Origin of the sequence: Hymenobacter edaphi, assembly GCF_003258365.1 — a bacterium.
GTDB lineage: Bacteria > Bacteroidota > Bacteroidia > Cytophagales > Hymenobacteraceae > Solirubrum > Solirubrum edaphi.
Window position 1 is genome coordinate 133,166 of record NZ_QHKM01000010.1, and the last position, 14,814, is coordinate 147,979.

9 protein-coding genes are annotated in these 14,814 nt (G+C 62.7%); 8 read left to right on the top strand and 1 reads right to left on the bottom strand.

Annotated features, from left to right (window positions below; all coding sequences use genetic code 11):
* Nucleotides 1-12: 12 nt before the first annotated feature.
* Nucleotides 13-3,738, top strand: a complete 3,726-nt coding sequence (locus tag DLM85_RS21925; protein WP_111480323.1) for a DUF7948 domain-containing protein — start codon at nucleotides 13-15, stop codon at nucleotides 3,736-3,738.
* A gap of 73 nt (nucleotides 3,739-3,811) precedes the next feature.
* Here DLM85_RS21925 and DLM85_RS21930 read toward each other — a convergent pair whose 3' ends face one another.
* Nucleotides 3,812-4,216, bottom strand: a complete 405-nt coding sequence (locus DLM85_RS21930) for a hypothetical protein (RefSeq protein WP_133257198.1) — start codon at nucleotides 4,214-4,216, stop codon at nucleotides 3,812-3,814.
* Nucleotides 4,217-4,426: 210 nt separating this feature from the next.
* Here DLM85_RS21930 and DLM85_RS21935 point away from each other — a divergent pair, with 210 nt between their 5' ends.
* The 7 genes from DLM85_RS21935 (at nucleotide 4,427) to DLM85_RS21955 (ending at nucleotide 14,448) form a co-directional block, all read left to right on the top strand.
* On the top strand, nucleotides 4,427-6,967 hold the full coding sequence (locus DLM85_RS21935) for an efflux RND transporter permease subunit (RefSeq protein WP_111480325.1): 2,541 nt from the start codon (nucleotides 4,427-4,429) through the stop codon (nucleotides 6,965-6,967).
* Nucleotides 6,968-7,114: 147 nt separating this feature from the next.
* On the top strand, nucleotides 7,115-10,519 hold the full coding sequence (gene ileS, locus DLM85_RS21940; protein WP_111480326.1) for an isoleucine--tRNA ligase: 3,405 nt from the start codon (nucleotides 7,115-7,117) through the stop codon (nucleotides 10,517-10,519).
* 225 nt (nucleotides 10,520-10,744) lie between these two features.
* Nucleotides 10,745-11,383, top strand: a complete 639-nt coding sequence (locus DLM85_RS21945; RefSeq protein WP_111480327.1) for a lipoprotein signal peptidase — start codon at nucleotides 10,745-10,747, stop codon at nucleotides 11,381-11,383.
* Between the two features lie 13 nt (nucleotides 11,384-11,396).
* Nucleotides 11,397-11,909: a hypothetical protein gene (locus DLM85_RS25185; RefSeq protein ID WP_133257199.1), complete on the top strand. Its 513-nt coding sequence runs from the start codon at nucleotides 11,397-11,399 to the stop codon at nucleotides 11,907-11,909.
* Between the two features lie 52 nt (nucleotides 11,910-11,961).
* A complete protein-coding gene (locus DLM85_RS26120; protein ID WP_243636085.1) occupies nucleotides 11,962-12,114 on the top strand; it encodes a DUF7831 domain-containing protein in 153 nt (50 codons plus the stop codon).
* Nucleotides 12,111-12,350, top strand: a complete 240-nt coding sequence (locus DLM85_RS26405) for a DUF7831 domain-containing protein (RefSeq protein ID WP_481249165.1) — start codon at nucleotides 12,111-12,113, stop codon at nucleotides 12,348-12,350. The genes DLM85_RS26120 and DLM85_RS26405 overlap by 4 nt, the downstream gene beginning before the upstream one ends.
* 73 nt (nucleotides 12,351-12,423) lie before the next feature.
* Nucleotides 12,424-14,448 carry an ABC transporter ATP-binding protein gene (locus tag DLM85_RS21955; RefSeq protein WP_111480328.1) on the top strand — a complete coding sequence of 675 codons (2,025 nt, stop codon included), beginning with the start codon at nucleotides 12,424-12,426 and terminating at the stop codon, nucleotides 14,446-14,448.
* The last annotated feature ends 366 nt before the right edge of the window (nucleotides 14,449-14,814 follow it).

A 14,814-nucleotide genomic window follows, 5' to 3' on the forward strand; every position in this document is an offset into this window, starting at 1 on the left:
ATTATTTTTTTCATGCTTACATCTACTATCGTTCGCTCCCTGGCGGGGGCGTTCTGCATGGCAACGCTTGCGCTGAGCCAGCCCCTGCTGGCCGGGGCCGGCACGCCGCCCCAACCAGTTGGCCGCCCGCGGGTGGTGGCGCCCGTCGAGGCCGGGGGCGAGTTCGTGGCAAACCGCAACCAGTGGCCCGAAAAGGTGCTGTACGCCGTCGACGTGCCCATGGGCAAGCTGTTTCTGGGCAAAAACCAGCTGACGCACTCTCTCTTCGACGTGCACCACATCGAGCAGCTGCAGCACCGCCACGCGCCGGCCGCCACCCGGGTGAAGGCGCACGCCTACACCGTGTCGTTTGAGCACGCCAACGCCAACCCCGTCGTGACCAGCGAGGGCAAGGTGGCGATGGAGCGCAACTACTTCCTGGGCAGCGACCCGCAGCGCTGGGCCTCGCACGTGCCGGCCTACACCGAGGTGCGCTACCAGCAGCTGTACCCGGGCACCGACCTGCGCGTGTACAGCAAGGGCGCGTCGCTGGAGTACGACTTCGAGCTGGCTCCGAAGGCCGATGCCGGCCGCATCCGGATGCACTACGAAGGCGTGGACGAGCTGCGCGTGGCTGCCGACGGCTCCCTGCGCATCACCACCTCGGTGGGCGACATCACCGAGCAGCGCCCGTATGCCTACCAGCTGCGCAACGGGCAGAAGCAGGAAGTGCCCTGCCAGTTTCAGCTGAAGGGTCGGGTGGTGTCGTTTGCGCTGCCGGCCGGCTACGACCACCAGCGCCCGCTCGTCATCGACCCGGTGCTGGTGTACTCCACCTACTCCGGCTCGACGGGCAACAACTACGGCTACACGGCCACCTACGACTCGCTGGGCAACCTCTACTCCGGGGGCATTGCCCTGGCCTCGGGGTTCCCGGTCACCACCGGCGCCTACGACGTGAGCTACGCCGGCACCCAGGACATGGGCATCATGAAGTTCAACCCGGCGGCCACCACCGGCGCCGCGTCGCGCCTCTACGCCACCTACATCGGCGGCAGCGGCACCGACCACCCGCACAGCATGATTGTGGACCGCACCGGCAACCTGGTGATTCTGGGCTCGACCAGTAACAACCAGTTTCCGGTGACCGGCGGGGTGTACGACAACTCCTACAACGGCGGCACCGACATCGTGGTGTGCAAGCTCAACAGCACCGGCAGCACCCTGCTGGCCTCCACCTACGTGGGCGGCAGCGGGTCCGACGGCCAAACCCTGGCCGCGGCGCTGAATGTAAACTACGGCGACGAGTACCGCGGCGACGTGCAGGTGGACAACCAGAACAACATCTACTTCGCCTCCATTTCCTCCTCGACCAACTACCCCACGCTGGGTGGCTTTCAGACCGCGCTCAGCGGCACCAGCGACGCGGTGGTGACCAAGCTCACGTCCTCGCTCAGCGCACTGGTGTGGAGCAGCTACCTGGGCGGCACCGGGGCCGAATCGGCGTATTCCATCCAGGTCGACAGCGTGCGCAACGTGTACGTGAGCGGGGGCACCTCCAGCTCGAACCTACCAGGTGTGGCGGGCAGCTTCGACGCGACCTACAACGGCGGCACCGCCGACGGGTTTGTGGCCTCCATTGCGGCCAGCGGCAACGTGCTGCGCCGGTCGGTCTTCCTGGGTACCTCGGGGTACGACCAGGCCTACTTCGTGCAGCTGGACCGGGCCGGCAACGTGTACGCCCTCGGCCAGTCGGATGGCGCTTACCCGGTCACGAGCGGCAAATACGCCGTCAACAACTCCCGCCTGTTCATTCACAAGATGAACAACGGCCTGACGACTTCCCAGTTTTCCACCCGCATCGGGGCGCCCACCACGTCGGGCGTCAACTTTTCGCCCACCGCGTTCCTAGTCGATAACTGCGGGCAGATTCTGCTCTCGGCCTGGGGCGGCGGCGGCCAGGGCTCGGGCACCATCACCGGGGCCCCCGTCACGCCCGACGCCATCCAGACCACCGCGCCGAGCGGGTCGTTCTACCTGATGCAGCTTTCGGCCGACGCCGCGGGCCTGGTGTACGGCTCGTATTTCGGCAACAGCGGCCCGCACGTCGACGGGGGCACTTCCCGCTTCGACAAGCGCGGCATCATCTACCAGGCCATGTGCGTGAGCGGGGGGCTGATAACGACCCCGAACGCCTACGCGCTGACCAAGCCCACCAGCGCCAGCTACAACAACGCCGCCTTCAAGATGGATATCCTGCGCCTGCAGGCGGCGTTCGTGCAATCCACGGTGATTAACGGGCCCCGCGTGCGCCGCGGCTGCGCCCCGCTCACGGTGTTTTTCCAGCCCGCCAGCCAGATCGGCAACGCGGCCCGCAGCTGGAACCTGGGCGACGGCACCGTGACCACGCAAACGGGCGTCATCACGCACACTTACAACACGCCCGGGCGCTACGTGGTGCGCCTGACGGTCATCGACCCGAACGCCTGCCTGCAAAACCAGATTGCCACTGACACGGTGGACGTGTTTCTCTCGCCGACCGCTGCCGCCGGCGCCGACCGCAGCATCTGCGCCGGAACGAGCACCACGCTCACGGCCGGCAGCGCCGGCGTGGCGGGCAGCACCTTCAGCTGGAGCCCGGCGGCGGGCCTGAGCTCGACCACCGGGGCCAGCGTAACCGCCACGCCCACGGCCACCACCGCGTACGTGCTGACGGCCACTTCCCCCGGCGGCTGCTTCACCCGCGACACCGTGGTGGTGCGCATCATTCCGCAGCTGCAGGTGGCCTACACCGCCTTGTCGACCACCGGCGTGCCGCAGAAAACCGGCTGCGCCCCCCTGCAGCTGAATTTCCGCCGCGACACGCCCCAGGCCGGCACCAGCCTGCTGTGGGATTTCGGCGACGGCACCACCTCGGCGCAAAGCGGCATTGTCAGCCACACGTTCAGCCAGCCGGGCCGCTACGTGGTGCGCCTCACGGTGAACGACGCCGCCGCGTGCCCCACCAGCCGAACCGCGGTGGATACCGTGGTGGTGAACCCGGTGCCGGTGGCGGCCGTCGGCCCGAACCAGACCATCTGCAACGGCAGCAACACGGTGCTGCGCGCCAGCAGTACCGGCGCCCCGGGCGTGGTCTACACCTGGAGCCCGGCGGCGGGCCTGAGCTCGACCACCGGGGCCAACGTGACGGCGGCCCCGACCACGACGACCACCTACACCGTCACGGCCACGGCCCCGACGGGCTGCGCCAGCAGCGCCACGGTGGTGGTCAACGTGACGCCGCAGCCCCGCGCCGCGTTTGCGCCGACGCTCCGGCAGGCCTTTACCGGGCAGCTGATAACGTTCAACAACACGACCACCAACGCCACGACCTACGCCTGGAACTTCGGCGACGCCCAGACCAGCACGGCCGCCACGCCCACCCACGCCTACGAGCAGCCCGGCACGTACCAGGTGCAGCTGGTGGCCAGCTCCACGGCCCAGTGCGTCGACGAGCAGCGCCTCAGCATCGAGGTGCGCCGGTTTGAGCTGCCGAACGTCATCACGCCCAACGGCGACCGGATGAACGACACGTTCAAGCCGTTTGTGAGCTTTGCCGGCGTCGATGTCGACATCTACAACCGCTGGGGCACCAAGGTATTCTCGCAAACCCAGTACACCGGCAACTGGGGCGCCGACGCGCCCGCCGGCACCTACTACTACCACCTGCGCAGTTCCCAGGGCGAAGTCTGGAAAGGCTGGGTGGAAGTTATCCGCTAGCCCGCCGCCGCTGCCGGCCACAAAAAAAGCCCCGATTTATCGGGGCTTTTTTTGTGGCCGGCAGAAGTGCCGCTTACTGGCCGTTCAGCCAGGCGGCGGCTTCGCGGCGGGAAGTGAAGTAGTTGAATTCCACCTGCTCGGGTATCAGCGTGGTGCCGCTCACCGGGCAGTTGTTGATCTGGTACTGGTACTGCCCCTCGCTGAGCACCGCCGCAATGAACACCGGCCGGGCCACGCGGGCGGGCAGGTGCGCCTGCAGGGGCTCTACCAGCCACCGCTCGTGGTCGTCGGAGGAAGGGGCGTTGCGTTTCAGGTCGAGCAGCAGCTTGCCCACGTTCTTGGTGAGCATTTCCTGCAGGGCGCACTGGTAGGCCTGGCCGAAGGAGAGGTCGAGGTGCGTGGCGCTGAAGCTCAGATGTAGGGTTTTTTCGGCCGCGTCGTAGGTCAACGAGGCCGCTGGTGAGTAGTAAAGTGTCATCGAAGGCAGGAGCCGCCGGGAACGGTGAACGGTGGTAGGCAGGGCGCGGGAATGGCGGCGGCAAAATCTACGACCATATACGCGGATTTTAACATAGTGAGTTACAGATACTTGTATAAATAACTGATTTTCTGGGTGCGGTGCTATTTCCCCGGAAAATTCCCCCGAATGTCAATGCGTACCTTTGCCCCAATTTTCCTGCTGTAGCCGATGTGGAGTAAGCTCGCCCTGCTGATTATCAAGAACCGCCGCCTGCTCGTCGGGCTGTTGGCCATCATCACCGCATTCATGGCCTGGAAGGCCAAGGACGTGGAAATGACCTACGACTTTGCCCAGGTTGTCTCGCCCGACGACCCGGACATGGTGTACTTTCAGCAGTTCAAGAAAACCTTCGGGGAGGATGGCAACGTGCTCGTGCTCGGCCTGCAGGACAGCTCGGTGTACCGGCTCGGCAACTTCAACGAGCTGCGCCTGCTCACCGACACGCTCAGCAAGGAGGAAGGCGTGAGCGGGGTGCTGTCGGTGACCAAGCTCATCCAGCTCACCAAGGATACGGCCAATCAGCGCTTTGCCGCGGCGCCCATCTTCCGCACCTTCCCGCAGACGCAAAAGGAATTGGATTCCCTGATGCGGATTGTCAATCGGCAGGAGTTCTACAAAGGGCAGCTGATCAGCCCGACCACGGGGGCCACGCTGCTGGCCCTGACGATGGACCCGAAGTATTTGAACTCCTCCAAGCGGCAGGCGGTGATGAAAAACATCCTCGACCACGCCGAGCGGTTTACCAAGAAAACGGGCATCCGGCTGCACTACGCCGGTTTGCCCTACGTGCGCTCCACCATGACCACCAAGGTGGCGGGCGAAATGAAGTTCTTCCTGATGCTGGCCGCCCTGGTAACCAGCGCCACCTTGCTGGTATTTTTCCGCACCTGGTCGGCGGTGGTGTTTCCGCTGCTCATCGTGGGCGTGGCCGTTATCTGGTGCGTAGGCACCATTGTGCTGCTCGACTACAAAATCACGCTGCTCACGGGCCTGATTCCGAGTATTCTCATCGTCATCGGCATTCCAAACTGCACCTACCTGCTCTCCCGCTACCACTACGACTACCGCATTTCGGGCAACCAAGTGCTGGCCATGGTGCGGGTGGTGCGCAAAATCGGGCTGGTGACCCTGATGAACAACACGGCCACGGCCACCGGCTTTTTCGTGTTCTGCTTCACCAACATTGCCATCCTCTACCAGTTCGGCTGGGTGGCTACGCTGAGCATTTTCGCGGCCTTTTTCATCTCGATTATCCTCGTCCCGATTGTCTTCACCTACCTGCCGCCGCCCACGCCCAAGCAGCTGGAGCACCTCGACGCCAAGCCGCTGACCAAGCTGCTGGAGTTCTTCGACTACTTGGTGCTGGAGCGTCGCGGCACGGTCTACGGCATTGCTTTCGTGCTCTGCGCGCTGGGCGCCCTGGGGGCTTCGCGCCTGCAGGCGGTGTCGTACATGGTGGATGATCTGCCCAAAAACTCCTCGGTCAACTCCGATTTGAAGTTCTTCGAGGAGCACTTCAACGGGGTGATGCCGCTGGAAATCGTGGTGGATACGGGCAAGAAGCGCGGCATTCTGAAGCTGAGCAACCTGGAGCGCATCGACCGGCTGGAAAACTACCTGCGCACCCAGCCCCAGCTCACCTCGCCCATCAGCATCGTGACCTTCCTGAAGGCCGCCACCCAGACCTTCTACAACGGCGACCCGAGCTACTACCGCCTGCCCGATAACTCGGAGCGCAACTTCATCCTGAGCTACCTGGCCCGCTCGCGCAGCGCCGGTCCGGCCGCCGCCGACAGCGCCGCCACCGGTGCCGACAGCACCCAAACGGCCGTCGCTACGGCGCCCAAAGCCGCCGCCAGCATGAACGACAAGCTGCTGCGCTCCTTCACCGACAGCACCGGCCAGAAAGCCCGCATCAGCCTCAAAATCGCCGATATCGGCTCCCGCAACCTCGATACCCTGCTGCTGACCAAGATTCAGCCGCAGATCAACGAAATCTTCAAGGGCACGGGCATGGAGGTGAAGATGACCGGCACCACCATTCTCTTCACCAAGGGCAACGAGTACGTTATCGGCACCCTGCGCAACAGCCTGATTCACGCCTTCGGGCTGGTCGGCCTGATCGTACTGGTCTTGTTCCGCTCCATCCGCTCGGTGTTCTTCACCCTGGTGCCGAACTTCGTGACGCTGCTGCTCACGGCCGGCATCATGGGCTTTTTCGGCATTGCGCTGAAGCCCGCCACCGCCCTGATTTTCTGCATTGCGCTGGGTATTGATGGGGACAACTCCATTCACCTGCTGGCGAAATTCCGGCAGGAAATGGCCGCCAACGGCCGCCGCGTCCGGGCCGCTATATCGACCACGCTGTCGGAGGCTGGCACCAGCATGATTTACACCAGCATCGTGCTGTTCGTGGGCTTCAGCATCTTCGCCTTCTCCGAGTTTGGCGGCACCAAGGCCCTGGGTTTGCTGATGTCGGCCAGCTTGCTGATTACCAACTTCTCGAACCTGATTCTGCTGCCGGCCCTGCTCGTCACCTTTGAGCACGGCAAGGACGAAACCATCGACAGCGCCCTGATTCAGCACTACGACGAGCAGTACCACGAGGAAGACGACGACCTGGAGCTGAACCTAAACCGCATCAAGGTGAAGCCCGGCGCCACCCTGCCGCCCGCTGCGCCGCAGGGCAACCAACCCGACCAGGCGTAGCCGCTTAGTAGCTGCTCGTGAGCCTTTTTGCCCGCATCTTTGTTTGCACTCGATAACCGACTTTCCTAGCCTGACTCCGGCCGCTTCTGCGCGCCGGTTTTTCCTTTCTCAACCGGAGAAAAGCCAGGAGCTGAGGCCCCAATCCCGATGAAATACCCCGAATACAAACAGCCCTTCGACTACGCCAAAGTCGGCTCCGACATCCTGAGCTGGTGGCAGCAGAACCACATCTTCGAGCAGAGCGTGTCGACCCGCGAGGGCCGCGACACCTTCGTGTTCTACGAAGGCCCGCCCTCGGCCAACGGCGCCCCCGGCATCCACCACGTGATGGCCCGGACGGTAAAGGACATCTTCTGCCGCTACCAGACGCTCAACGGCAAGCAGGTGCACCGCAAAGGCGGCTGGGACACCCACGGCCTGCCCATCGAACTGCAGGTGGAGAAAGAGCTGGGCATCACCAAGGAGGACATCGGCAAGAAAATCAGCGTCGAGGAGTACAACCAGCGCTGCCGCGAGACGGTGATGCGCTTCAAGCACCAGTGGGACGAGCTGACCGAAAAGATGGGCTACTGGGTGGACCTCTCGGACCCCTACATCACCTTCGAGCCCGCGTACATCGAAAGCTGCTGGGCCCTGCTCAAGAAGCTCTACGACAAGGGCCTGCTCTACAAGGGCTACACCATCCAGCCGTACTCCCCGGCCGCCGGCACCGGCTTGTCCTCGCACGAGCTGAACCAGCCCGGCACCTACAAGGACGTGAAGGACACGACAATCGTGGCCGAGTTCGAGGTGAAGCGGGATGAGCAGTCGGACAAGCTGTTTGCGCTGGCCGACGGCCTGCCCGTGTTCATCATGGCTTGGACGACTACGCCCTGGACCCTGCCGGCCAACACTGGCCTGGCGGTGGGCAAGAACATCCGCTACGCCGTCGTCCGCACCTTCAACCCCTACACCTACGAGCCGCAGGTGGTGGTGCTGGCCAAGGATTTGGTGAGCCGCTACTTCACCGAAAAAGGTGCCCAGGTGGCCCTCGAAGACTACATAGCCGGCGACAAAGTGCTGGCCTGGCAGCAGCTGGGCGAGTTCAGCGGCGCCGAGTTGGCGGGCATCAAGTACGAGCGTCTGTTCGGCACCGAAGCCGGTTTCCCGGCCTTCGAAGGGGAGGAGCGGGCCTTCCGCGTCATCGTGGGCGACTTCGTGACCACCGAGGACGGCACCGGCATCGTGCACATCTCGCCGACCTTCGGCGCGGATGACTTCCGGGTCGCCCAGCAGAACGACGTGCCCGCTTTGCTGGTCGCCGACGACCAGGGCAAGCTCGGGCCCATCGTGGACCGCACCGGGCGCTACGTGGCGCAGATGGGCGAATTCGGCGGGCGCTGGGTGAAAAACTACGACGGCCACGACGAATCGGCCGCTGACTACCGCACCCTCGACGTGGACATCAGCGTGCGCCTGAAGGAGCGCGGCCGGGCCTTCAAGGTGGAGAAGTACGAGCACACCTACCCGCACTGCTGGCGGACGGATAAGCCCGTGCTCTACTACCCGCTCGACTCGTGGTTTATCAAGACCACGGCCGTGAAGGAGCGCCTCATCGAGCTTAACAAAACCATCAACTGGAAGCCCGAAAGCACCGGCACCGGCCGCTTCGGCAACTGGCTGGAAAACCTGGTCGACTGGAACCTGAGCCGCTCCCGCTACTGGGGCACCCCGCTGCCCATCTGGCGCACGCAGGATGGCTCGGAGGAGCTGTGCATCGGCTCCATCGCCGAGCTGAGCGCCGAAATCGACAAGGCCGTGGCCGCCGAGGTGATGACGCATAACCCCATCAAGACCGGGGAAATGACCGACCTGCACCGGCCCTACGTGGACGATATTTTCCTCGTCTCGCCGTCGGGGCAGCCCATGTACCGCGAACCGGACCTCATCGACGTGTGGTTCGACAGCGGCGCCATGCCCTACGCGCAGTGGCACTACCCCTTCGAAAATCACGAGAAATTCCAGCGCAATTTCCCGGCGGATTTCATTGCCGAGGGCGTCGACCAGACCCGTGGCTGGTTCTTCACCCTGCACGCGCTGGGCGTGATGCTGGAGGATTCGGTGGCGTTCAAAAACGTCATTGCCAACGGCTTGGTGCTGGATAAGAACGGCAACAAGATGTCGAAGCGCCTCGGCAACGCCATCGACCCGTTCAAAACCATCGACCAGTACGGCCCCGACGCCACCCGCTGGTACATGATTGCCAACGCCCAGCCCTGGGACAACCTCAAGTTTGACCTCGCCGGCATCACGGAGGTGCAGCGCCGCTTTTTCGGCACGCTGTTCAACACCTACTCGTTCTACGCCCTCTACGCCAACCTCGACGAGTTCCAGGCCCGCGAATTCGACCGCGTGCCCGTGGCCGAGCTGACCGAGCTGGACCGCTGGATCCTGTCGAAACTCCAGTCGCTCATCCTCGAAGTGCGCGGCCATTTCGACAACTACGACCCCACGAAAGCCGCCCGCGCCATCCAGGATTTCGTCACCGACCAGCTCTCCAACTGGTACGTGCGCCTCTCCCGTGGCCGCTTCCGCAAGGGCGAGCTTACAGCCGACAAAAAAGCCGCCTTCGAGACCCTGCAGCAGTGCCTGGTGGTGGTGGCCCAGCTGATGTCGCCTATCGCGCCCTTCTTCGGCGAGTGGCTCTACAAGAACATGACCGACGGCATGCGCGCCGAGGCCACCGAAAAAGGCACGCCCCTGCGCTACGAATCGGTACACCTGACGGAGCTGGTGCAGGCCGAGGAAAGCCTCATCGACCAGGCCCTGGAGGAACGCATGGAGCTGGCCCAGCGCATCAGCTCCCTGACGCACTCGTTGCGCAAGAAATCGGTGCTGAAGGTGCGCCAGCCCCTGCAGCGCATCCTCGTGCCGGTGCTGACGGAAACGACGCGGGAGCAGGTAGGGAAGGTGGAAGACCTCATCTGCGCCGAGGTGAACGTGAAGCACGTGGAGTTCCTCGACGATACCAGCGGCGTGCTGGTGAAGTCGGTGAAGCCCAACTTCAAGCGCCTGGGCCAGCAGTTCGGCCCGCGTCTGAAGGCCGTGGCCGCCCGCATTCAGCAGATGACCGCGGAGGAAATCAGCCAGCTCGAAAAAGCCGGTCAGCTGGCGGTAGAGGTTGACGGTCAGCCCGTCACGCTCACGCCCGAGGACGTGGAAATCCGCACCGAGGATTTGCCCGGTTGGCTGGTGGCCACCGACGGTCCGCTCACCGTGGCCCTCGACGTGACCCTGACCGACGAGCTGCGCCACGAGGGCGTAGCCCGCGAGCTGGTGAACCGCCTGCAGAACCTGCGCAAGGATTCGGGCCTAGAAGTGCAGGACAAAATCCGCGTCACCCTGGGCGCCGACCAGCCCGAACTGGTGCAGGCCGTCGAGAATTTCGGCGACTACATCCGCACGGAAGTGCAGGCCGTGTCGCTGGATCTGGTGAGCGGTTTCACGGAAGGTTCCGTGCTCGAATTCGACGAGTACAAGGTACCGGCGCGGGTGGATGTCGTAAGAAGCTGAGCTACAGGTACCGGGCGGCGACGTACATTCGCCGCCCGGTACACCGGCGCACAAAACGCCGGCGGAATAGTCTGAAACAGTCCAAAATCCACATTTCCGGTCCGCCCAGGCCGAATCCATCAGCATAAATCCCCGCCGAGTTTTGTGCCGGGGCAGCATAAGATTGGGGTGAGCGTTGTGCTTTGCATTGTGCAATTTCATCCCGGCCGCCAAATCCGCGAATTCATGAAATACTGGAAGTACTACCTGTTTGCCCTGCTCGTAATTGCCATCGACCAACTCTCGAAGTGGGCCGTGCACACCTACATGCAGCCGGGCATGCCGGGCGAAATCCCGCTGATAGGCGACTGGTTTAAGCTCCACTACACCCTGAATCCCGGCATGGCTTTCGGCGTGGAACTGCCGCCGCCCTACGGCAAAGTCATCCTCACCCTGTTCCGCCTGCTGGCCGTGACGGGCATAGCTTACTACATCTACCGCCTCTGGAAAACCGGCGCGCCAAAAGGCCTGATCTGGTGCATTGCCGCCATCCTGGGCGGGGCCATCGGCAACCTGGTCGACTCCGTTTTCTACGGCGTCATCTATAACAACGCCCCCTTCGGCGCCCCCACGCCCTGGCTGCACGGCCAAGTTATCGACATGCTCTACCTCGACCTCTACGAGGGCTTCCTGCCCGATTCCTGGCCGCTGGTGGGCAACATGCACCTCTCGCTCTGGCCCATCTTCAACATCGCCGACTCAGCCATTTTCCTGGGCGTAGTCTTCATCCTGCTAAACCAGACGCGGTTTTTCCAGCACCACGAGGAGCAAAAAGCCCAGCCGAACGAGCACCGGCCGGACGCGGAAGCGGCGGAGGTGGTGTAGACACTATCTAAAAATGATTACTCAATTATTGAAAACGCTCATAACTGCCCTGTTATGGGCGTTTTCACTTTATGCACGGGCACAAACGCCATCCATAAAGCTCGATTTGAAAGCAGTGAAGTACAACGCTAAGCAGCGAGTCTTGGAGCTATCGGCTGTGATTTCGACTACCGATTCAGCGGTTGTATTTTACAAGCCCGAGGAATGGAATTTCTGCGCAAGCCTAATCTACGTTGGCTTTGAAGACTGCCGCAGCAAAGTGAAAGGGCATTATTTCCCCTGTAAGGCCGTGATGGATCTGGACCGCGTTATTCTTACGAAGGAAAGTAGCGTTGTTTTAACTCCTCATCAACCTTATCAACTTCGGATAAAACTCAGGCTGAGTCGTATTTATCCGGCCTTGAAATCCGGTCACTGTTACGTCGTTAAGCTGCGCATAGACCACGAATATCTTGGTTATGGTCTGCCTGAAAGGGCATTTAAAGGGCATGCTGAGGCCAATGTTCTACGGTTTACCATGCCATGAAATCCTGACCTTATTTAGTTTCTTCTGTTCTTGTAGATAGTCAGCTATTCCCATGCTCCGCAAACATAAATTCATCAGCCGCGAAGACCTGCAAGCCAACCCCGACACGCTTTACGTTTTCGGGGACAACGAGCGGCGGCGCGGCTACTGCGGGCAGGCCAAAGCCATGCGCGGCGAGCCAAACGAGGTAGGAGTGAGGACCTGACGCCGGTTTTCGCCCGCACCGCTCCCGACGAATTCTGGACCGACGACACCTACGGGCAGAACTGCCGCTTTATCGACGAGGACCTGACGCCGGTTTTCGCCCACCTGCGCGCCGGTGGCCCTGTTGTGCTGCCCGAAGACGGCCTCGGCACCGGCTTGGCCGAGCTGCCAACCCGCGCCCCGCGTACCTTTGCCTACCTGCAGGAGCAGCTGCGGCGACTGGAAGCCACCGCCTAAGCGTTTTTCAGACCCGCCAGACGCCCGAAAGCTGCCAACCAAAGCCACACCCCACCAATCGTCCACGAAATCCGTGCAATCCGTCAAATCCGAAAAATCCGTGATTCTGGAAGTCCGCGACCTGACCATCGACTTCGCCTCGCAGTACGGCCTGACGCGGGCGGTGGAGGGCGTGTCGTTTCAGCTGCGGGCGGGCGAGACGGTAGCCATTGTGGGCGAGTCGGGCTCGGGCAAGTCGGTAACCTCGCTGGCCATGCTGGGGCTGATTCCGATGCCGCCCGGCCGGCTGAGTGGGGGAGAGGCCCGTTTTCAGTCCGAGGCGCTGGGCGGCGAAGTGGATTTGCTGCGCCTTTCGGAAGCCGAGCTGCAGCGGGTGCGCGGCAACGAAATATCGTTCATCTTCCAGGAGCCCATGACCTCCCTGAACCCCGTGCATACCTGCGGGGCGCAAGTGGTGGAGGCCCTGCGGCTGCACACCACGCTGAGCAAAACCGAAGCGGAGGCGCGCACCATCGAGCTGTTTACCGAAGCCCAGCTGCCGCGGCCAGCGGAAATATTCAAGAGCTACCCCCACGAAATCAGCGGCGGGCAGAAACAGCGCGTGATGATTGCCATGGCCATGGCCTGCCAGCCCGCCATCCTCATTGCCGACGAGCCCACCACCGCCCTCGACGTGACGGTGCAGGCCCGCATCCTGCAGCTCATCGACGATTTGCGCCGGCAGCGCAACACGGCGGTCCTCTTCATCACCCACGACCTGGGCGTGGTGGCCGAAATTGCCGACCGCATTCTGGTGATGTACCGCGGCAAAGTGGTAGAGCAGGGCCGGGTGCTCGACATCTTCACTAATCCCCAGCACCCGTACACCAAGGGCCTGCTGGCCTGCCGCCCAAAACTTTCGCTGGGCCGAAAAAAACTTCCCACGGTAGCCGATTTCATGCAGGAAGACGCCGCCGGGGTCTTCTCCGTCACTCCAAGTGCCGCGCTGCAAAGCTCTGCTAACGAAACAGCTGCGCAAATCATCGAGTCCCCTCAGAACGGGAGTGACATTGACAAGATGTTTCCCGTGGAACATTCTACTGTTCCACGGCCCGACGGTACGCTCACCGGCTTCGAAACCGCGCCGCTGCTGGAAACCGGGCAGGTGCCGCCAACTGCCGATGCGCCCGTAATTGCGGAACCAGCCGATTCGTCGGCCCCGTCGTTCAACGATAGTGGTAGTACGACGCAGAGCCGTACTACCACCTCGGCCGCGCCGGTTGCGCCTCTGGGCGAGGTGCTGCTAAGCGTGCAGGACTTGCGCGTGTACTATCCCGTCCGCAAGGGCTTCCTGAGCCGGCAGAAGGAATACGTGCGCGCCGTCGACGGCGTGAGCTTCGATATTCGCCGGGGCGAAACCGTGGGGCTGGTAGGGGAATCGGGCTGCGGCAAGACCACGCTGGGCCGCACGCTGCTGCGGCTGGTGGAACCAACCAGCGGCAAGATTCTGTTCGAGGGCAACGACTGGGCGAAGCTCTCAACCGGGGAACTGCGCCGTCGCCGCCGCGACTTTCAGATGGTCTTCCAGGACCCTTACGCGGCGCTCAACCCCATGCTGACCGTGGGCGAGGCTATTCTTGAACCGATGCGCGTGCACAACGTCGGCGGTACCAGGGCCCAGCAAAAAGCGCGGGTGCTGGAACTGCTGCGTACCGTGGGCCTGAAGGAGGAACACTACCTGCGCTACCCGCACGAGTTCAGCGGCGGGCAGCGGCAGCGCATCTGCATTGCCCGGGCGCTGGCTCTGCAGCCCAAGTGCATCATCTGCGACGAATCCGTCTCGGCGCTGGATGTCTCGGTGCAGGCCCAGGTGCTCAACCTGCTCAATGACCTCAAGCGCGACTTCGGCATCACCTACCTCTTCATCACCCACGACCTGTCGGTAGCCCGCTTTATGTCCGACCGCCTGCTGGTGATGAGTGCCGGCCAGATCGTGGAGCAGGGCAACGCCGCCGACATCTACGCCAACCCCCGGCACGAGTACACCCAGCGCCTACTGGCCGCCATTCCGAAGGATACGCCCGAGGATATCCGCGCCGCCGTGGCAAGGCGGATGTAGCGCGAACTTTCCGTTCGCGTTTTGTTGCTGACACAGGGCACGCACGCTCTGCCGGTGGTTCCGGGGTTATTCTTCTGCAAAACGCGAACGGAAAGCTCGCGCTGCATCATTACCGCCCGTTTAAGCCCATCAATTCATTTACCCTGATTCCGCCGCGCCTAAAACCCCAAGCGTAGCGTATAGCGCCTGAAAACCGCTTAATACAACCGTCGTTACCCCCGCGTATCCACTACCGCAGCACCTTGCTTACTGCTGATATATTCAGAAGTTCTTTTCTTTCGCACAACTTAACCCGGTCAGCCCTCGAACACTAGGCCGACCACCCCGCGCCGGACGCAACAAAATCTGCCCGACGCGCATATTCAT

Bases quoted from the DNA above. Each gene is read 5' to 3' on its own strand.
- DLM85_RS21925 (WP_111480323.1), top strand. From the start codon at position 13: ATGCTTACATCTACTATCGTTCGCTCCCTGGCGGGGGCGTTCTGCATG.
- DLM85_RS21930 (WP_133257198.1), bottom strand. From the start codon at position 4,216: ATGACACTTTACTACTCACCAGCGGCCTCGTTGACCTACGACGCGGCC.
- DLM85_RS21935 (WP_111480325.1), top strand. From the start codon at position 4,427: ATGTGGAGTAAGCTCGCCCTGCTGATTATCAAGAACCGCCGCCTGCTC.
- ileS (WP_111480326.1), top strand. From the start codon at position 7,115: ATGAAATACCCCGAATACAAACAGCCCTTCGACTACGCCAAAGTCGGC.
- DLM85_RS21945 (WP_111480327.1), top strand. From the start codon at position 10,745: ATGAAATACTGGAAGTACTACCTGTTTGCCCTGCTCGTAATTGCCATC.
- DLM85_RS25185 (WP_133257199.1), top strand. From the start codon at position 11,397: ATGATTACTCAATTATTGAAAACGCTCATAACTGCCCTGTTATGGGCG.
- DLM85_RS26120 (WP_243636085.1), top strand. From the start codon at position 11,962: ATGCTCCGCAAACATAAATTCATCAGCCGCGAAGACCTGCAAGCCAAC.